This window comes from Noviherbaspirillum galbum, from assembly GCF_010974945.1.
In the GTDB taxonomy this organism is placed as follows: Bacteria; Pseudomonadota; Gammaproteobacteria; order Burkholderiales; family Burkholderiaceae_D; genus Noviherbaspirillum; species Noviherbaspirillum galbum.
Genome location: NZ_JAAIVB010000074.1, coordinates 1 through 19,307 on the forward strand (window position 1 = coordinate 1; position 19,307 = coordinate 19,307).

General features: G+C 61.4%; 18 protein-coding genes and 1 pseudogene. 7 read left to right on the forward strand and 12 right to left on the reverse strand.

Features of this window, described 5'->3' with window-relative positions; translation table 11 throughout:
• From G3574_RS21490 to G3574_RS21540, 11 genes are all read right to left on the reverse strand, one after another.
• Window positions 1-319, reverse strand: a 319-nt coding sequence (locus G3574_RS21490; RefSeq protein ID WP_205609875.1) for an acyl-CoA dehydrogenase family protein, incomplete at its 3' end; no start/stop codon positions are given.
• Between the two features lie 59 nt (window positions 320-378).
• A complete protein-coding gene (locus G3574_RS21495) occupies window positions 379-3,999 on the reverse strand; it encodes a molybdopterin cofactor-binding domain-containing protein (RefSeq protein WP_163967597.1) in 3,621 nt (1,206 codons plus the stop codon).
• A complete protein-coding gene (locus tag G3574_RS21500; protein WP_163967598.1) occupies window positions 3,996-4,496 on the reverse strand; it encodes a (2Fe-2S)-binding protein in 501 nt (166 codons plus the stop codon). The genes G3574_RS21495 and G3574_RS21500 overlap by 4 nt, the downstream gene beginning before the upstream one ends.
• Window positions 4,497-4,509: 13 nt before the next feature.
• The gene (locus G3574_RS21505; RefSeq protein ID WP_163967684.1) at window positions 4,510-5,286 is read right to left on the reverse strand and encodes an ABC transporter ATP-binding protein; all 777 of its coding nucleotides are present in this window, start codon (window positions 5,284-5,286) and stop codon (window positions 4,510-4,512) included.
• Window positions 5,286-6,065 (reverse strand): ABC transporter ATP-binding protein, encoded by a 780-nt coding sequence (locus G3574_RS21510; protein ID WP_163967599.1) that lies wholly within the window; start codon window positions 6,063-6,065, stop codon window positions 5,286-5,288. The genes G3574_RS21505 and G3574_RS21510 overlap by 1 nt, the downstream gene beginning before the upstream one ends.
• Complete coding sequence (locus G3574_RS21515; protein ID WP_163967600.1) at window positions 6,062-7,957, reverse strand: ABC transporter permease; 1,896 nt, start codon at window positions 7,955-7,957, stop codon at window positions 6,062-6,064. Before G3574_RS21515 ends, G3574_RS21510 begins: the two co-directional genes overlap by 4 nt.
• 61 nt (window positions 7,958-8,018) lie before the next feature.
• A complete protein-coding gene (locus G3574_RS21520; RefSeq protein WP_205609876.1) occupies window positions 8,019-9,227 on the reverse strand; it encodes an ABC transporter substrate-binding protein in 1,209 nt (402 codons plus the stop codon).
• A 57-nt stretch (window positions 9,228-9,284) separates the two neighbouring features.
• The gene (locus G3574_RS21525; RefSeq protein ID WP_163967601.1) at window positions 9,285-9,869 is read right to left on the reverse strand and encodes an amino acid synthesis family protein; all 585 of its coding nucleotides are present in this window, start codon (window positions 9,867-9,869) and stop codon (window positions 9,285-9,287) included.
• A 40-nt stretch (window positions 9,870-9,909) separates the two neighbouring features.
• Complete coding sequence (locus G3574_RS21530) at window positions 9,910-10,551, reverse strand: amino acid synthesis family protein (protein WP_163967602.1); 642 nt, start codon at window positions 10,549-10,551, stop codon at window positions 9,910-9,912.
• A complete protein-coding gene (locus tag G3574_RS21535; RefSeq protein ID WP_163967603.1) occupies window positions 10,548-11,477 on the reverse strand; it encodes a UPF0280 family protein in 930 nt (309 codons plus the stop codon). Before G3574_RS21535 ends, G3574_RS21530 begins: the two co-directional genes overlap by 4 nt.
• A gap of 16 nt (window positions 11,478-11,493) precedes the next feature.
• Window positions 11,494-13,110, reverse strand: a complete 1,617-nt coding sequence (locus G3574_RS21540; RefSeq protein WP_163967604.1) for a 6-hydroxynicotinate reductase — start codon at window positions 13,108-13,110, stop codon at window positions 11,494-11,496.
• Between the two features lie 141 nt (window positions 13,111-13,251).
• Between G3574_RS21540 and fdxA the strand changes: the two are divergent.
• From fdxA to G3574_RS21570, 6 genes and pseudogenes are all read left to right on the forward strand, one after another.
• Window positions 13,252-13,574, forward strand: a pseudogene (gene fdxA, locus G3574_RS21545) (ferredoxin FdxA).
• A 35-nt stretch (window positions 13,575-13,609) separates the two neighbouring features.
• Window positions 13,610-14,383, forward strand: coding sequence for a ferredoxin--NADP reductase (locus G3574_RS21550; protein ID WP_163967605.1), 774 nt, complete (start codon window positions 13,610-13,612; stop codon window positions 14,381-14,383).
• Between the two features lie 60 nt (window positions 14,384-14,443).
• Window positions 14,444-15,169, forward strand: a complete 726-nt coding sequence (locus G3574_RS21555) for a TetR/AcrR family transcriptional regulator (RefSeq protein WP_163967606.1) — start codon at window positions 14,444-14,446, stop codon at window positions 15,167-15,169.
• A 45-nt stretch (window positions 15,170-15,214) separates the two neighbouring features.
• Complete coding sequence (locus tag G3574_RS21560) at window positions 15,215-16,423, forward strand: amidohydrolase family protein (RefSeq protein WP_163967607.1); 1,209 nt, start codon at window positions 15,215-15,217, stop codon at window positions 16,421-16,423.
• A gap of 91 nt (window positions 16,424-16,514) precedes the next feature.
• On the forward strand, window positions 16,515-16,733 hold the full coding sequence (locus G3574_RS21565) for a hypothetical protein (RefSeq protein WP_163967608.1): 219 nt from the start codon (window positions 16,515-16,517) through the stop codon (window positions 16,731-16,733).
• Window positions 16,734-16,744: 11 nt separating this feature from the next.
• Entirely contained in the window at window positions 16,745-17,674 is a 930-nt protein-coding gene (locus G3574_RS21570) for a DMT family transporter (RefSeq protein ID WP_163967609.1), read from the forward strand.
• Between the two features lie 143 nt (window positions 17,675-17,817).
• Here the strand turns inward: G3574_RS21570 and G3574_RS21580 are convergent, their stop codons facing one another.
• Window positions 17,818-18,282 carry a cache domain-containing protein gene (locus tag G3574_RS21580; RefSeq protein WP_235953553.1) on the reverse strand — a complete coding sequence of 155 codons (465 nt, stop codon included), beginning with the start codon at window positions 18,280-18,282 and terminating at the stop codon, window positions 17,818-17,820.
• A 547-nt stretch (window positions 18,283-18,829) separates the two neighbouring features.
• Between G3574_RS21580 and G3574_RS21585 the strand changes: the two genes are divergently transcribed.
• Entirely contained in the window at window positions 18,830-19,303 is a 474-nt protein-coding gene (locus tag G3574_RS21585; protein WP_163967610.1) for a helix-turn-helix domain-containing protein, read from the forward strand.
• Window positions 19,304-19,307: the final 4 nt, after the last annotated feature.

The window sequence follows — 19,307 nt, forward strand, 5'->3', positions numbered from 1 at the left end:
AGGATTGCACGCTCATCATGGAGCGGTAACCGGAGTCGACGCGCTCGACCTCGCGGGCGATGAGGCCGTAGCTGACGTAGTTCAGGCCGGGGCCGCCGTACTGTTCGGGGATGGTGGGGCCGAGCAGTCCGAGCTCGCCCATCTCGCGGAAGATGGAGGGGTCGGTGGTTTCGTTGCGGAAGGCTTCGAGCACGCGCGGCTGCAGCTTGTCCTGGCAGTAGGCCTGGGCGGCGTCGCGCACCATGCGTTCTTCGCCGGTGAGCTGCTGGTCCAGCAGCAGCGGGTCGTCCCATTGAAAAACGGCCTTGGTCAAACTCATGGCAACTCCCTCCATCGGATTGGTGATTAGTTTCAAGATTGTTTTGATTTATCGGCCCGTCAATGTCGTGGCCCATCTGGCGCCCGCAGTCGGGCGACGGTCGATTCGACGTCGCTCCAGGCGGGCTTGTCCGGCGCGTAGCGCTGACGCAGATAACGCGCAATCTGCGCAATCTGCGAATCGCTCAGGTTGTGCTTGAAAGCTGGCATGAAGCCTATCTCCCGACTCGGCGTTTCCTGCACGCCGTGCAGGATGACCTGTACCAGGTTGTCAGGTGTCCCGCTGTGAAGGTTGCTGTTCAGCACCAGCGGGTGATTCAGCCCCAGCAGTGACGGACCATCGCCGTCGTGATGGCAGCTGCCGCATGCCGTGGAAAACAGACGGCTGTCCGCGTTCAAACGGACCTCAGTACGATTCCTGGAAGCTGCCACCAGCTCGTCTGCCATCGTCTTGGCCTGCTGCGGCGCGATCGGTTGATTGAATGATGCAAGGTAATGCGCCATGGCCCTGATGTCCTCCTCGTGCAGCTTGGCGAGTTCCTGCACGACCGGCACCATCGGGCCGGCCGCCGCACCGTGCTGCTCACTGTGGCCGTGACGCAGATAACGGAACAGCTCCGCCTCGGTCCAGGGTACCGGCGCATGGGAAAGCGAAGTCAGCGGCGGAGCCTCCCAGCCGTCGACCAAGGCGCCCGCAAGGTAAGCCTTGCCACCTCGTTCGGCACCCATCGCGTTGCGGGGGCTGTGGCAGGCAGTACAATGGCCGAGCCCGTTGACCAGGTAGGCGCCGCGGTTCCACAGCGCCGTTCGCGAGGGATCGGGAGCGTCGACACCTTGCTTTAAATACAATGCATTCCACAGCCCCATCAGCGGACGCATATTGAACGGAAAAGCCAGCTGGGTCTCCGGCACCGCGTTGCGCACCGGCTCCTGCGACATCAGATAGGCGTACAGCGCCATCAGGTCGTCGTCGCTGATCTTGGTGAACGAGGTGTACGGAAAGGCAGGGTACAGATGTTTTCCATCGCGCGAAATGCCTTCGCGCATCGCGCGCTGGAAGGCGGTGAACGACCATTTGCCGATGCCGGTCTCCGGATCCGGAGTCAGGTTCGTGGTAATGATTTTTCCGAATGGCGTGTCGAGCGCGCGGCCGCCGGCATTGGGCGCGCCGCCTGGCGCAGTGTGGCAGACCATGCAGTCGCCGGCTGCGGCGAGAATCCGGCCTCGCTCGATTACTTCTGCCGTATAGAGAGAGGTGCTGCTCCGTGCGACCTCTGGAATCGCCGGTTTGCCGCCGAACGCCGCTGCGCCGATACCAACCGCGCCAGCCAGCAGTGCGCCCGGAACGGTCCACCAGCGACGCCGGGTGCGCGGCGGCGCGGCCGGGTCGGGCGGCCTGGATGTTTCGGACGGCGGATTCAGCGCGGCCCGCACGACTTCCGGCGTGAAAGGCGGCTGGCGAAAGCGCACGCCGGTGGCATCGAAGATTGCGTTCGCGATCGCCGCCGTCCCGGGCACGGAGGAAGTTTCGCCGGCGCCTTGCGGCGGCTGGTCGACGCGCGGCATCATCATCACGTCGATCACCGGCACCTCGCGGAAATTCAGGATCGGATAGCTGCCCCATTCCTTGGTTGCCACGGTATTGGTGAGCGGTTCGACCTGTACGCTTTCCTTGAGCGCGCGGCTGGTGGTTTGCACGACGTTGCCATGGACCTGGTGCTTGACGCCAGCCGGATTGATCATCAGGCCGGCATCATGTCCGACCACCACGCGCCGCACATGGACCTCGCCGGTATTGCGGTTGACTTCCACGTCGGCGACCCAGGCAGCCCAGGCAGCGCCGAAGCCGGGAAAACGGCTGTGCACGTAGCGGGCGTAGGCGAACCCCTGGCCCTTGAGGAACTCGCCGTCGGCCGGCTGCTGCCGGGGCTGGGTATGAGTAAGCCAGCCGGCACGTTCCGCGGTAGCCCGCACCAGTTCGGCGGCGCGATCATCCTTTAGATAGCGCAAGCGATATTCGACGGGGTCGACCCCGGCCGCGACGGCCAGCTCGTCGATATAGCTTTCATGGGCGAACGAATTGGGCAGGGCCGACACGCCGCGCAACCAGGAGGCTCGCAAGATCGGCGCCATGTCGTTGATCGACACACGCAGGTGTTCGTAGTCATAGGGAGGCACCGAGGTGCGGTCACCCATTTCATAGGCGATCGGGGCCGGGCTGACTTTCCCGGTCAGTAGCAGCGCAAGCGTGACGGCGCCGTTGGACGGATAGGAAGTCTGGAAGTCGTAACCGGCGGCACTGCCATCGGCATTCAGCCCACCCTTGATTTCCATGAGCTGGGCCGCGCCTTTCGGCTCCCACAGGTGCTCCTGGTCGCGCGTCAGCTGCACCCGCACCGGGTGGCCGACGGCACGCGACAGCAGCGCCGCGTCGGCCGCGACATCATCGGCGCAATTGCGACCGTAGCAGCCGGCCGCTTCCATGCGGATTACGTCGATCGCGACATCCCGCATATCCATGAGTTTCGCCAGATCGGCGCGCAGCACATGCGGGTTCTGGGTGCCTGCCCAGACCGTCAGGCGTTCGGGATGCCACTGGGCTACGGCGCAAGATGGCCCGATCGACGCATGCAACTGATAGGGCCAGACATAGGTGCGGTCGATGCGCTGGGCGGCGTTTGCCAGCGCGGTATCGACGTCACCCTGCTCCGCTACCACGCGGCGCGTGGACGGATTGTTGCGGATCGCCGCTTCCAGGTCGCCCAGCTCGGGCAAGGCAGGCCACTCCTTCCATTGCATGGCCAACTCGCGCATCGCCTGTTCAGCGTGCTCCTCGCGCTCGGCGACAACGCCGATGAAGTCGCGGATCACGACCACCGCGACGATGCCGGGAATATGTGCGATCGATTTCTCGTCGACCGACTCCAGGGTATTTCCGATGAAGTCGCCATGATCGGCGCCGGCATAGGGCGGCCGTATCACTCGCCCATGGAGCATGCCAGGCACGCGCAGGTCATGCACGAACGTCAGTTCACCGACTGCCTTGCCCGGAATATCCACGCGCGGCACGCTTTGCCCGACCACGCGGTAATCTTCGGGCCGCTTGCTGGCGATTGCAGGGTCAAGCAGCAATTGAACATGCATGTCCCTGACCAGCTCGCCATAAGGAATCGATTGTCCCTGCTGCCCCTGCTGTTCCTGCCGGCCACGCACGCGAGCGACGCCGGCATCGATCTCGATCTCGGCCGGCGGTACGCCAAGCCGTTGCGCCGCCTGCTCCACCAGCCACGCGCGAGCCTGCGCGGCGGCGGTGCGCAAGGGCAGCGCGTGGATTTGTATCGAGGCGCTGGCGATTGTCGCTCCCTGGTTCGGCGCACGCGTGGTGTCGCCTAGCACCATGTTGACTTGGTCCATGCGCACATCGAGTTCTTCCGCCACGATTTGCGCCAGCGCGGTGCGGATGCCGGTACCGAGGTCAACATGTCCGTTCAGAGCCGTGACGCTGCCATCGTCCCAGACGGCAACCAGAATCTCAACGCCCTCTTCCGGATTCGCAGGCACCGCAGCGGGCTGTCCCTTGACAGGAGGAGGCGGCGGCGGCGGCTCGCGAACGATCAGCAGGACGCCTTTCGCTTGGTGAAAATCCTGCCGGCTGTGCGGCAGATCGGCACGGCGGCTCATGTCGTTCCCTTTTCATTGGAGGCAAGCAGCTCCACCGCGCGGTGCACCGCCTGCAGGATTTCAATGTGGGTGCCGCAGCGGCAAAGGTTGTTCGCCAGCGCGTCGCGGATCTGGCGATCGTCGGGCCGTGGATTGGTCCGCAGCAGCGCCGCCGTCGTCATGATCATGCCGTTCAGGCAGTAACCGCACTGCGCGGCCTGCATCTCGATGAAGGCTTGCTGGACCACGTGCAGCGCATCCCTCCTGCCAAGTCCTTCCAGCGTCGTGATTTGTCGTCCGGCCACGCCGCCAACCGGGATCACGCAGGCGCGCGCGGCCTTGCCGTCCACCAGCACAGTGCAGGAACCGCATTGCCCCAGCCCGCAGCCGTATTTGGGGCCGTTGAGTTGAAGGTCGTTGCGCAAGACGAACAGCAGCGGCGCGTCGCCCGGTACCTCGAGCGTGTGCGTACGTCCGTTGACTTCCAGGGAGACGGTGGAAGGGGCACGAAGATTCATGACTGCAGCCACTTTACATGCTCAGGTAAGCTTGCCTGACCGCATCGTTGGCGGCTAGCTCGTCAATCGTGCCCTCGAACCGGATCTGTCCCTTTTCGAGCACATACGCGCGGTCGGACACCAGCTCGGCAAAATGCATGTTTTGCTCGGATAGCAGGATGCTCACGCCCTCGGCCTTGAGTTCCAGGATCATGTGCGCCATCTGCTCCACGATCACCGGCGCCACCCCTTCGGACGGTTCGTCCAGCAGTACCAGATAGGGATTTCCCATCAGGGTGCGCGCCACTGTCAGCATCTGCTGTTCGCCGCCGCTCATGCGCCCGCCGAGCCGGTTTGGCATTTCCCCCAAGTTGGGAAACAGCTTGAACAGCCGCTCCGGCGTCCATATCGGCGCGGCGGTGTTGTCAGGCCAGTGGCGCTTGCCCTGGCGTCCGACGTCGAGATTTTCCAGCACCGTCAGATCGGTAAAGATGCGGCGGTCCTCCGGTACGAAGCCGAGGCCGCGGGCAGCGATTTCGTGGGGCTGCGCACCGGAGATGTCATGGCCCATGAATGAAACGTTTCCCCGCCGCTTCGCCAGCAAGCCCATGAGCGCCTTGAACGTGGTTGATTTGCCGGCGCCATTGCGCCCCATCAGCGCCACCACTTCGCCGCGCCGCACCTGCAGGTCGACGTTAAACAGGATCTGCGCCGCGCCGTACCAGGCGTTGAGCGCCTTGACGTCGAGCAGGGCTTCGCGCCCGGCATCGATCGCCGTCTGCCGCACCGCACCTTCTGCTGCGGGTCGCATCATACGGACTCCTTGGAAACCTTGGATTTTTCAAACGTCTTGCCGCTGCCGAAATACACTTCCTGGACCTTCGGATGCTCGCGGATTTCGTTCGGCTTGCCCTCGGCAATCAAGCGTCCGCGCGCCAGCACGATCATGCGGTCGGCATAGGCGAACACGACGTCCATGCTATGTTCGGTAAACAGCACGGCCATGTTGTGCTCGACCACCAGCTTCTTGGTCAAGGCCATGAGTTCGTTTCTTTCCTTCGGCGCCATGCCGGCGGTCGGCTCATCCATGAGGAGCAGCTTGGGGCGATTAGCCATGGCGATCGCCAGCTCGACGCGCTTGACGTCGCCGTAGGCCAGCACGCTGCAGGGCCGGTCGGCCTGCGCCGCCATGCCGACCTGCTCGAGCAGGGCCAGCGCCTCGTTCCGCTTATGCGCAGCCGCCCTGCGCCACATCGAGAACAGCTTGCCATCGGCCGACAGCAGCGCCATCTGCACGTTTTCGACGACGGTCAGCGAAGCAAAGGTTTCGGCGATCTGAAAGGTGCGTCCGACGCCCAGCCGCCAGATTTCGCGCGGCTTTTTCCCGACCAGCTCGGCGCCGTCGAAACGGATGGAGCCGACGTCGGCGTGCAGCTGGCCATTGACCATATTGAAGGTGGTGGATTTTCCAGCCCCGTTTGGCCCGATCAGCGCCAGCAGTTCGCCAGCGGCAAGTTCGAAGCTGATGCCGTCAACCGCCTTGATGCCACCAAAGGACTTCCCGAGATTCGTTACGGTCATCAGACTCATTGCCGGGCCTCCTTCTTTTCCTGCCAGCCGTCATATAACTGACGCACAAAGCCAGCAATTCCCTGCGGAAACAGTAACACCAGCAACAGGATGATGCCGCCCAACATGGCGCGCCAATAGTCTGTATTGCGCGATACGGCATCTTGCAGCCAGCCGAAGGTCACTGCCCCGACGACCGGTCCGGTCAACGTCTGAAGCCCGCCCAGCATCACCATCACCAGGCCGTCGACGGACTTGCCGACATTCAGGGTGTCTGGAGATATGCTTCCCTTGGAAAAGGCGAACAGGCCGCCCGCGATGCCGGCGAACAGGCCGGCGATGACGAACGCTACCCACTGCAAGCGCTTGACATCGATGCCAATCGCGTCGGCACGCAGCACCGAATCTCGGGAGGCGCGCATCGCGTATCCAAACGGCGAGAACAGTACGCGCCGCAGCAACAGGATTGCGATCCCTACCACAACCAGTGTCAAGTAGTAGTAGGCACCCGGCGCGGAAAGCCACTTTGCTGGCCAGATACCGGTCAAGCCATTGCTACCGCCGGTCACGGCATCCCATTGGTAGCACACGGCCCAGGTAATCTGGGCAAAGGCCAGCGTCAGCATCGCGAGGTAGACGCCTGATAGCCGCACGCAAAACCATCCGTACAGGAACGCGCCAGCCGCAGCGGCCAGCGGCGCCAGGACCAGCGCGGCCTCCATCGGTAAGCCGAAGGCGCGCACCGCGACCGCGGCGCCATACGCACCGAGCCCGAAATATGCCGCATGACCGAACGAATGCATGCCCGCCGGGCCCATGATGAAATGCAGACTGGCAGCAAACAGCGCGGCGATCATTAAGTCGATGGCCAGCACGGTCACGTAGGATGAGCCGATCTTGAGCAATGGTAGCGCCACGAGGGCCGCGGCCAGCACCGCGACCGCAAGCTTGTACATCGGTTTGGCGGAACGCAGCGGCTGCTCGGCCGGTCCGGTGTTGCGGCTGACCGCTTGTGGCTTCCCTAGCAAACCGCATGGGCGAATCACCAGCACCACGGCCATTACGATGAAATCCACCACCAGCGTCAACTTGGAGAACGAAATGGTGATGCCGAAGATGTCTACCACGCCGAGCCAGATACACACCGCCTTCAGTTCTGCGATCAGCAGGGCGGCGATGTAGGCACCTGGAATCGAACCCATGCCCCCGACTACGACCACGACGAAAGCGGAGCTGATGCTGACCAGATCCATCTCCAGGTTTGCCGGCTCGCGCGGCAACTGTAGCGCTCCGCCCAGGCCGGCAAGCATGGCGCCCAGCGCGAACACCGCGGTGAACAGCCAAGCCTGGTTGACGCCAAGCGCGCTTACCATTTCGCGGTCGTGGGTGGCGGCGCGCACGAGCGTACCCCACCGCGTGCGGGTGAGCAGCAACCAGAGCAGGCCAAGCACCACCGGCCCGACCACGATCAGGAACAGGTCGTAGGAAGGAAACTGGCGGCCGAGGACGTCGACCGCTCCCTTGAGGCCGGGTGCGCGCGGACCAAGTAACTCTTCCGGTCCCCACAACCATAACGCAGCGTCGCGGATGACGAGCACCAGCGCAAACGTTGCCAGCAGTTGAAACAGTTCTGGTGCGCGATAGATACGCCGCAAGAGGATGATTTCCACCAGCGCGCCAAGCACGCCGACTGCCACTGCGGACAGCAGCAAGGCGGGCCAGAAGCCCATGCCCCCGAAGCGCTCGGCCAGCGAATAGGCGATATAGACGCCAACCATGAAGAACGAGCCGTGCGCAAAATTGACGATGCGCGTGACACCGAAAATCAGCGACAGGCCGGCCGCCACCATGAACAACGAAGAGGCACTGGCCAAGCCGTTGAGCAACTGAACCGCGAAACTTGAGAAGCCCATGAAACGTTCTTTCAGCGGAGTGGATCGGAAACGCCCCGGCCCGCAGGCCGGGGAGCCGGCATTATTGCGCCGGACGCAATTTCGCTACCTGCGCCGCGGACGGAAGGTATTTCGCGCCGTCCAGATAGCGATAGTCGACCATCACGCCTTTGCCGTTTTCGACCTTGGTCCGGCCGACATAACCACCCATCGTGGACTGGTGGTCTTCGGAACGATAGACGATCGGTCCGAGCGGGGTATTGACCTGCAAGCCCTTGAACGCATCAGCCAGCTTTTCGGAATCGGTCGAACCCGCCTTCTTGATGCCGGCCGCAAGCGACATGATCTCGCTGTAGCCGACCACCGATCCCAAGCGTGGATAATCCTTGAATTTAGCCTGATAAGCCTTCAGGAACGCCGTGTGCTCAGGCGTCTGGATGCCGTACCACGGATATCCGGTGACAATCCAGTTGTTTGGGCTTTCCTCCTTCAAGGGATCGATGTACTCCGGCTCGCCGGTAAGCAGGCTCACCACCTCGCGGCCCTTGAATAGGCCCCGCGTGTTCCCCTCGCGGACAAATTTCAGCAGATCGCCAGCGAACAACACGTTGAAGATGGCATCCGGCTTGGCATCGGCCAGAGCCTGCACGACGCTGCCGGCATCGACCTTGCCCAGCGGCGTGGCTTGTTCCGCCACGAATTCCACGTCGGGCTGCGCCGCTTTCATCAGCTCCTTGAACGTGGCGACTGCCGACTGGCCGTATTCATAGTTGGGATAGACCAGCGCCCAACGCTTCTTCTTCAAAGCAACGGCTTCCGGCGCCAGCATGGCTACCTGCATGTAGGTCGACGGACGCAGGCGGAAGGTGTAGCGATTGCCATCCTGCCACACGATCTTGTCAGTCAGCGGTTCACCCGCCAGGAAGAAAAATTTACGCTGCTTGGCGAAGTCGGTCAGGGCCAGTCCGGTGTTGGAAAGAAAGCCCCCGGTCAGCACGTCGACGTGTTCGCGCGACACCAGTTCCTCGGCGACCCGCACGGAATCGCCGGGATTGCCATTGTCATCCCGGCTGATCAGCTCCAGTTTCTTGCCGTTGACGCCGCCAGCCGCATTGATCTCGTCCAGGGCCAGCTGCATTCCCTTGCGGTACGGCTCGAGAAAGGCGGGTTGCGCCTTGTAGCTGTTCACTTCACCGATCTTGATCACATTATCGGCAGATGCCGCGATACCGATACCGGTGGCCCAGAGGACGGCGGCGCTTGCGAGGATACTGCTGGTCTTCTTCATCATTGTCTCCTTGTTATTAGCTTGTGGTGTATGACGTTCGGGAGCGAATCGGTTCGGAAATTAGCGCAAGCCATCCTCGCCTTTGATTTCGTGGGACTGGAGCCCTCCCACGCGGGGCAGTGGGCGGCCGCTATCGGTAACGACAACGGCCACCACGATCTCATTGGCACGCGGCGCGTCTGCCACCCGCGCTTCCATCGCGTCGAAATGGCTGCGCACGAACGCCGCGTCCTTGTGCCCCAGCGGCACGTCGACAGCGGTACCGACCCCGCCCATTTTCTTGCTTGACGGAACCAGCGCAGCCCCCTTGCTGACCGCCTGGCGTAAAGGCGCGCCGAGCTTGGGGTGCAGAATGGCAGCCGCGTGCTCGAGTTCGCCCGCCTCGCCGACGATTGCCGCCTTACCGTAGCTTTGCGCCTGCTCCGGTGCGATGCCGAGTGCCTGCACGCAACGGCTTCCCAGCAGTCCGCCGAGCTCTTCCCCGATGGCGACCAGCTCGTCAAGAGAATCGGCGTAGCGGCCGGCGTAGGGGTTCTCGATGACGGCCATCGCCAATGCCTTGCGGCTGGGCGGGTTGACCGCCTGGCCCATTTCGGCCCGGGTCTCGTCGAGCTGGACGATGAGCTTGCGAATCTTTGCTGGCATGGATATCTACCTCCGTAACAAGTTGAAAATGCCGATGAAATCAGCGCTGGCCGTCCCACTTCGCGATGTCGGCCGCTTTCAGGCCGCCGACCCGGGCATGCACGCGGGGACCGGTGCTCATGGCAAGAATCACCACCATTTCGTCGGCACGCGGGCCGCCTGGAACTCGGGCTTCGATGGCGTCGAAGTGGCTGCGCACATAAGCGGCATTAATGTGCGTCATCGGAACATCCAGCGTCGCCCCAGGACCCGCCACCTTCTTGGTGGACGGTACAATCGCCAGTGCATTGGCAGGCTGGCCCTTGGTACCGCTGCTCTTGCCCGCCGCGTAGGCAGCCGAGTCACCTTTCCAGCCAAGCAGTTCGCGCATCGCATAGCCGCCCGGCACATGCCAGAGTGCGCCATGCTCGATTTCGCCGGCTGAACCGATGATTGCACCCTTGCCATAGCCTTCGATCTTTTCAGCCGGCACCTCGAAGCGCTGCAGCAGCGCGCCCGCCAGCTCGACTCCAACCGCATTCAATTGCTCCATCATGGGCAGGATATCCGGTTCGTAACGCCCGGCATAAGGATTAGTGAGCACTCCCGCGACATAACCGCGCCGCAGCGGCACGTCGGCCCGCGGCCCGAATTCATGGAAAATGTCTTCGACATGGAAGAATACGCGTCGTATATCGATCATCGGGCAATCCTCAAGTTGCGAAACAGGTTGGCTTGTGACGGCAGCGCCGCCGCGGGCCGCGGGTCCCAATCAGGGTTTTCGTTGAGCAGGCATGCGCTTCGATTCTGGCATACAAGTACCGCCCCCCAGATCAGGCCCGCACGCTCTAGCTTGCGCGCAAGCGCGATGCCGGCATGTAGCGCCGCCTGGACCAGCTCGGGTTCCAATTGCGGCACGTCGACCGTCACGGGCAAGTCGCCCAGGTCAGTATCGTCCTTTAGCTCGCAGGCGGAAATTCGTTTGATGCGGGAGTCATTGATATTGACGGCATTGGCGATGACGGTCGCCGCTGCATCCGCCTGCGCCGCGGTTGCGGCCAGGATGGTTGCGCTGTCGGCGATACCTAGCGAAAAGCTCCGTCCACGCCACCCGCTGGTGGCGATGCCTCGAACCGGCAAAGCCGCCTCGATTTCCATGTCCGCATCAGGTTCAAGGTGGCCATGCACCGCTTCGCGGGTGGCGTTCGCCAAATCCGAGCAGATTCCGACGCGATACGAGGCGCCCGGAGCCAGATGAAGCGCGATGTCCCCGCCATTATTGACGGCGGCGCGAATAATGCCGGGACGCTCGTAGCAGGCAATGATTTCCTGCGCGACGGCGCCGGCGACTGCTGCCATCGGCGTGATGTAGCCGGATCGGAAAGGATGGCAGGCGTTCCACATGCGCCGGGCGACAACACCAGTCAGCGCCGTCGCGTCGCCCACCGGACGCCGCAATTCACGCAATTCGCTCACGAGCTCCGCCAGCACGGTCTCAAACCGCTGCCAGGCACTGCGATGCGCTGCCTGGACCGCATCGGCACGGCCGTCGGCCTGGATTACCAGGTCGATCGGTCCATGCGAAAAATGCAGGCGGCCGTCGGCAAGCGTCGTGTGCTGCGGGCTCATTTCGCGCCTCCCAAGCCTAGCCCAGCATCGGGCCGGCAGCGGCCGGCCAGACATTGACGGCAGGCTGGTGCAGCCATTTGCGCTGGGTCGGCGCGCCTTCGTTGTGCCATGCGCCGGACGTCAGCACGGAAGAGAGCGGACGGACGTAGTCCATGTGGCCGCCGAGCGCCTGGTAATCCTCCAGGCGCATCGTGAATTCGATCGGAGCCACGATGGCCGGTGTCGGCACCGTGCCGAAACTATTGTCGGGCATGCGCATGACGTCTGTCATGATCGTGATGCCGCCGCCCGGCCAGACATAGGCTGGAGCGCCGCCGCAGGTGACATTGACCAGGGTCTGCTTGATCGAGCGCGTCAGCAGGATGGGATTTTCAGTAACACCAGCGCGCAGGCTCCCTCCGGCGCCTGCCAGGAACAATACCGTCGTGAGCGACGGCTCGCAGTTTTCGCCGATGCGCTCGACCACCCTTTGCACCTCCGCCGGCATCGGTTGTTCGACGGGGCGCAAATTATCATCCAGGAGGTACCAAGCGGCGTGCTCGCCGGTGGTGGAAGTCATCAGCAGGCGCAATCCCGGCCTTGCCACCGTGGCATCCCAACCTTCAATGATGCTCAGGGGTTCGGCGATATCGGTTCCACCCCAGCCAGTGCCGGGGTTCGCAACCTGAAAATAGCGACCCGGCGTGGATTTCCGGCCACGGATCTTTACGCCGGAAGGCGGGATGTCAAGGCAGCGTCCTGCCTGGTGTTCGGTCAGCACGCCGGTGATGTGGTCGTCGACCACGATCACCTCGTCGACTTTGCCGAACAGCTGGCGCGCAAAAATGCCTATGGTGGCCGAGCCGCAGCCAACGCGCATGCGCTGCTCCTCGACGCCATTTACGATTGGCGCGCGGCCGGCCTGGATCACGATCTGGGAGCCGCCGTCAATGGTGACTTCGGCCGCCTGCTTGTTGCCCAGCAGCTGCATGATTTCGGCGGTCAGACGACCTTCTTTCTTGCTTCCGCCGGTCAGATGATGCACTCCGCCGAGGGATAGCATCTGCGAGCCGTACTCGGCGGTGGTGACATGCCCCACCACTTCGCCCTTGTAACGGACGTTGGCCTGTTCAGGGCCGAGGTAGCGGTCGGTATCGATCTTTACCTTGAAACTGCAGTAGCTGAAGATCCCTTCGGTGACGACCGTGACAATGTCTACCCCGCCGGCCGGAGACGACACGATGAACGGGGCAGGCTTGTAATCGGGATAGGTGGTGGATGAGCCAACGCCAGTCACGAACACTTCACCGGCGTGCAGCAGGTTGCCATCCCAGGTTGCAGGGGAGGCGCTGCTCTCTCCTTCCGGCCCTGCGCCGGTGCCCGACTGCTGGCGCCCGGCAAAGGGCACCAGCACACCATCCTCGGAAGCGACGGTCTTGCGCAATAGGACAACCGGATCCACACGCACCAGCGTGCCGTCAACATTAGCATAGCGATCGCAGGCGCCGGAACGGCCAGCGGTGATCTGGCATAGGACCGGGCAGGCATTGCATTCAATCTTGTCGCCGGCCATGCGCTCGCTTCGCGGCTTGGCCCGCTCCAGCATTGGCGGCTCGATGCCCGGCAGCCCGTCGGTCTTGGTGTGCTCGGTCATGGTGCTGGCGTCTCCTGAATAGATTAATTATGCTTGGCATCCACTCAATGTAGTGTACACTACATTTTCATTCAGTGTTAGCTACATATTCATGTTGTACGCGCTACATAAAAATTCGTCGATGGCAGCGAGGAAGCCCTGATGACTCACGTAGTGACTCAAGCCTGCATTCGCTGCAATACACCGACTGCGTCGATGTATGCCCCGTGGATTGTTTCAAGGAAGGGCCGAACATTTTGGTCATCGATCCGGAGGAATGCATCGATTGTGCTGTCTGTATCGCGGAATGCCCGGTGAACGCTATTTATGCCGAGGACGATTTGCCGGAAAATATGCAGCTTTTCACGCAACTCAATGCTGAGTTGGCCGTTGACTGGCCCACCATTTCCAAGCGCAAAAGCCCCTTGCCTGATGCGGAAGCCTGGAAATTGCGGAAGGACAAGATCGGGCAACTTGAACGTTGAACGCAGACGGTTTTTATGCTTGCAATGGAGAACAGATGAGCGCCTTCAATGAAGAACGTGTATTAAGCGTCCACCACTGGACGGATACGTTATTTACCTTCACCACCACACGCGACACGTCGCTACGGTTCAGCAACGGGCACTTCACGATGATCGGACTGCGCGTTAACAACAAGCCGCTGCTGCGCGCCTACAGCATCGTCAGCGCCAATTACGAAGATCATCTCGAATTCCTGAGCATCAAAGTGCCTGACGGACCTTTGACCTCGCATCTTCAGCACATCAAGGCCGGGGACACGATTATCGTCGGTCGCAAGCCGACCGGCACGCTGCTAATCGATTACCTGTTGCCTGCAAAGCGCTTGTACCTGCTATCCACCGGCACCGGGCTAGCGCCTTTCATGAGTATTATCCGGGACCCGGAGACGTATGAGAAGTTCGAGCAGGTGATCCTGGTACATGGGGTGCGGACAGTCGACGAGCTGGCATACCACGACATGTTGGTCGAACACCTGCCAAACCACGAATTCCTCGGAGAGCTTGTCAGCAGCAAGCTCCGCTACTACCCGACAGTGACGCGGGAACAGTACAAGAACATGGGTCGTATCACCAACCTGATCGAAAGCGGCAAGCTGTTTACCGACCTTGGTGTCTCGCCCCTCGATCCGAAAAACGATCGCGTAATGATCTGCGGCAGCCCTGGCATGCTGCGCGACCTGAAGAAGATGCTCGAAGCGAATGGATTCAAAGAGGGTAATACCACAACGCCAGGCGACTTCGTAATCGAACGCGCCTTCGCCGAACAGTAATCAAGGGTGCCGCCCGGAGCTTGACGCCGCCGGGAGGCATCATTCCAGCCCAGAACGAACATGGCAACCTCTATTCCCCGGCGTGCCGCCGGCACTGCAAGCACCACTCGCCGGCCGCGCGTGCGTGAGCAGGCCGCCTTGGCGACGCAGGACAATATCCTACGCGCAGCAACCAAGGTTTTCGCGAAGCACGGCTTTGCGGGGGGGCGCATCGAGCAGATCTCGAAAGCGGCGAAGTCGCATGACCGCATGATTTATTACTACTTCGGCAGCAAGGAGGGACTGTTCATCGCGGTGATCGAAGACACCTACCGGCAGTTCAACGAGGCTGAATCCAAGCTTGCCCTGAACCTGGAGAATCCGGTCGAGGATTTAAAGACCCTTGTGCGCTTCATGTGGACCTATTATTTGCAGCATCCCGAATTCATCACCTTGTTGAATAGTGAGAATTTGCACCTGGGCAAGCACATTTCCAAATCCGTGCGTGCCCGCGAGTATTCTTCCCCAGCCATCTCTCTTCTTGGCCGCGTCCTTGCGAAGGGAGTTGAACTTGGCCTGTTCCGTCCGGAAGTGCGGGCACGCGACCTTTACCTGATGAGCGCGGCGCTGGCCTATTTCTATTTGTCGAATCGCTTCACGCTGTCAGCATTTCTCGGCGAAAACCTCGAAGCGCCTGAAGCGCTAACGCACTGGGAGGCGTTCATTACCGCCGCCGTCGTGCGCCAAGTCTCGGCCGCGCCGGACGAGACGGCCCCAACAATCCCGACAATAGCGACAGCCTCGTGAACCAGGGCCTTTTTCCTTTCTTTGATTAAAAAACAGGAGACAAACATGGCAGACGTAGTCAGCGCCCAGAAATCCGGCAAGGTAGTCATCAAGAACATCGGTCTTCTACTGTCCGGAGACATCGACCAACCCATCCTGGATGCCGATACCATCGTCGTGCAGGATGGCCTGATCAGTGCCGTGGGTAAGGCAGCGGACTGCGACACCGAAGGCGCCGACACGGTGATCGATGTCCGCCGGACTTGTGTTGCGCCGGGTCTCATCGACAGCCATGTCCACCCCGTTTTTGGCGACTGGACGCCGCGCCAGAGCCAGTTGGGCTGGATTGATTCCACGATGAACGGCGGCGTGACCACCATGATCTCAGCCGGCGAAGTCCACCTCCCGGGCCGTCCGAAAGATATCGTTGGCCTGAAGGCGTTGGCGATCACCGCCCAGCGCGCGTTCGACAATTTTCGGCCGGGCGGCGTCAAGGTGCTCGCCGGCGCCCCAGTGATTGAAAAAGGCATGACTGAGCAGGACTTCAAGGACCTGTCAGAGGCCGGCGTCAAGTTGCTCGGCGAAGTCGGGCTTGGATCGGTAAAGGCCGGTGAAGAGGCGCAAAGAATGGTGGCCTGGGCGCGAAAGTACGGCATTCAAAGCACGATTCACACTGGCGGCCCCTCGATCCCCGGCTCGGGCCTGATCGACAAGGATGTGGTGCTCGAAGCCGACGCCGACGTGATCGGCCACATCAATGGCGGCCACACGTCGCTTCCGGAGGCCCATGTCTGCGAGCTATGCGAAAAATCGAGCCGTGCCATCGAGATCGTCCACAATGGTAACGAGCGGGTCGCGATTGCGGCCGCGCAGACAGCAATGCAGCTCAAGTGTCCCCATCGCGTCATCCTTGGCACCGATGGCCCGGCCGGGTCAGGCGTGCAGCCTCTCGGCATCCTGCGCATGATTGCGCTACTGTCGAGCCTGGGCCGCCTACCCGCCGAACTCGTGTTTTGCTTCGCCACCGGCAACACTGCCCGTATCCGCGGACTAAATTGCGGGCTGATCGAAGTTGGCCGCGCGGCTGACTTCGTTTTCATGGACAAGGCTCAGCACTCGCCAGGACGCGACCTGCTCGACAGCGTCCAGCTCGGTGATATTCCCGGCGTCGGCATGGTCATGATCGACGGCATTGTCCGATGCGGCCGCAGCCGCAATACCCCACCCGCGACGGAAATTCCGGTGGTCGTTGCCAGCACCCACGCGGTTCACTGAGCATCCAGATCTCTCGGCAATTCAGTTCCATGCCGGACGCAGCACCTGCGCCCGGCATGGAACTGAATTGCCGTAAACAGAAGGCAAAGCAATGAAAGTTTTGGCACCAGCGAAGCGCGCTGCGGGCTGCGACGTCAAGGTCCGGCTCGAATATGTTGGCAATGGCGTGGACATCGTGGGCGCCATCAAGGACTCGAAGATTATCATCGCCGTCGGCAAGAATCCGGAAGTGCCAATCCTTGCCCTGGCGGATTACGGAATGGCCGACGACCGGCTGGGGCTCGCGCCGCAGCTCGCAGCAGTGCTCTAACTGGACGATCCATGGCCGACCTGTTTTTACGGCGCTTCAACAGACTCAGCCCTCAAACGAAAGGTTTGTGGCTCGGGCTGATCGCAATGATGATGTTCGGACTTACGCTTCCGGTAACGCGGCTCACGATGGGGACCGGGACCACGACCCAGTTGTCGCCGTGGTTCGTGACGTTCGGACGTGCCGTGGTAGCCGCATTCCTGTCCATCGGATTTTTGTGGTGGAAGCGCGCGCCCTGGCCCAAGCGCCCCCACTGGCGCATGCTGGTCTTCGCTGCGCTCGGCAACGTGCTCGGCTATCCGCTGCTGCTGGCATTTGCGCTGCGTACGGTGACAGCCAGCCATGCGGCAGTGATCACGGCATTGCTGCCGCTGGTGACGGCGGTGTGTGCGGTCTGGATGTTACGCCAGAGGGCCAGCAACAGCTTCTGGGCATGCGCGGCTGCCGGCACCGCATTGGTAGTTGTCTATTCTCTGCTTCGTTCCTATCAGGCGGGACAGGCATTTCACCTTGAACGGGCCGACCTGGTGCTGGTGATTGCGGTGCTGGCAGCTTCGATAGGCTACGTACACGGCGCACTCGTTACTCCGGAACTCGGCGCCGTGCAGGTAATTTGCTGGATCAATATCATTTCGCTTCCGCTGACCTTGCCGGGCTCAATCATGAGCTGGCCGCAAACGGCGGTCAGTGCCGTCACCTGGATAGGCTTCGCCTATCTTGGCCTGTTCTCAATGTGGCTCTCGCTCGTCATCTGGTATCGCGCGCTCGCCATTGGCGGCACCGTACGGACAAGTCAGGTGCAGTTGCTGCAACCCTTTTTTGCGATGCTGTTTTCCATACCGCTGCTTAGCGAACAACTCGACACCCTCACCGTGGGCTTCGGCGCCGCCGTGGTAGTCACGGTATATCTTGGCAAGCGTCTGGGTGCCTCGTCGCGCTGAACCACGCCGAATCACAGTTCTGAGTTTTCTGTAGTAGTTTGCCTCAGCTTCGGCGGGATGGATATAGCCTAGCGCTTCCATGCGCCGGTGGTGGTTATACCAAGCCATCCATTCCAAGGCGGCCACCTCACCGGATCACCTCGTCAAGGTTTATAGATGCCGCTGCCGACCACCAGGTTGTCCACCTTCTCCACGTAGCCGGATTTGCGCTCAACCGCCTTGGTCACGGGATTGGGCCATTTGTAATCCACCCAGCCCTTCCCCTTGCTGTTGGCCACATCGATGAATGTCTTGATGATCGCGGTGCCATCGGCATCCTTCATATCCATCAGGTTCTTGCCGACCATCTTTGGGTTATTGCCATGGGAGACGTTAGTGCCATTCATGTCGTAGACGTAGATGTACAGGTCACGGTCATGGAAGTCCTTGTTGGCCGGATCGGCGAACTCCGCGAACGCCTTGTCTTTGCCGTTGGCCTTGATCGCGGCAACCGCTTTCTTGACCATGGCCACCGCCTCGTCTGCGCTGGCGCGCTCGTTTGCCGACGCCGTACCGCAAGCGATTACCAGGCATGCTGTCATGCCCATCATGCTCATCCATTTTTTCATTCTGCAGTCTCCTAATATTGTTTGAAACGACGCACATACCTACCAGTCGGCGTCGCTTCCTTAGGGTAACGAAACGAATTGCGGCGAACAAGTACCGGCAGATCAAACGACAGCATGTGAACTAACAGTTTCTATTTCTGACCGGGCGTTCGTCGGATTTTACCCACGCCCAGCAAAGGCTTGCTGGGATTCGCCTGCGTGTTTCTACGTGATGCGGTTGCGTAGTTCTCGCGATTGGCGCTTGTCGGGTGATCGACAATACTTCCACTTGTCAGAGGTAAGCGTGAAGCCGCAGCATCGAATCGGCATGCGGCGCACGCAACCCCACTGCTAGAAAAAAATAATCCAGGAGATCCGCATGCCCTTCTTTTCTTCCGCTTTTCGAATCGCCTCCCTAAACGTCTTCCGGCTGGAGTTCAGCATTCAGCGGTAAGCATCGATCGTCTCCCCAAACTCGGCTCCGAGTGGGTTTTGCCCGTGGTAACACGGGTACTTTTTCCTTCATGTCCCTGGCGCTGAAAGAACCTCGTTTCAATGCCCGGCATTGATGGAAAAGTCACGTTCAGAACCCGACATGGCGATGTGCGGCAAACAATCCGATCAGAAACTGAAGACCGAAGGAGAAATGATGTCCAGCGAAATGGAGTGTCGCGCCTTTAGCGACCGGCTCATTAACGCCCTAGCATACCGCGGCCACCGCACCTATCCAACCGGCGTCATGCGCCTCTATAACGAATCGCAAAACAGCCGCAGCGTCACCGTTGCTGCGGTGCGCAAGTGGCTGACCGGTGCGGCAATACCATCACAGGAAAAGCTGCAGGCGCTTGCGGCCTTGCTCGATGTGTCGCCCGAATGGCTGCGCTTCGGTACCGGCTCCATGATCGCCGTCGCCTGCCCCAGCGAACTGGGTGAGGAAGAACGTGAACTGCTTGACAGCTACCGCACGCTCGACCTGGTTCACCGCACCGCCCTGCTGACCTATCTGCGCCGCCACAGCTATCCAATCAACAAACAGTTCTAACGAC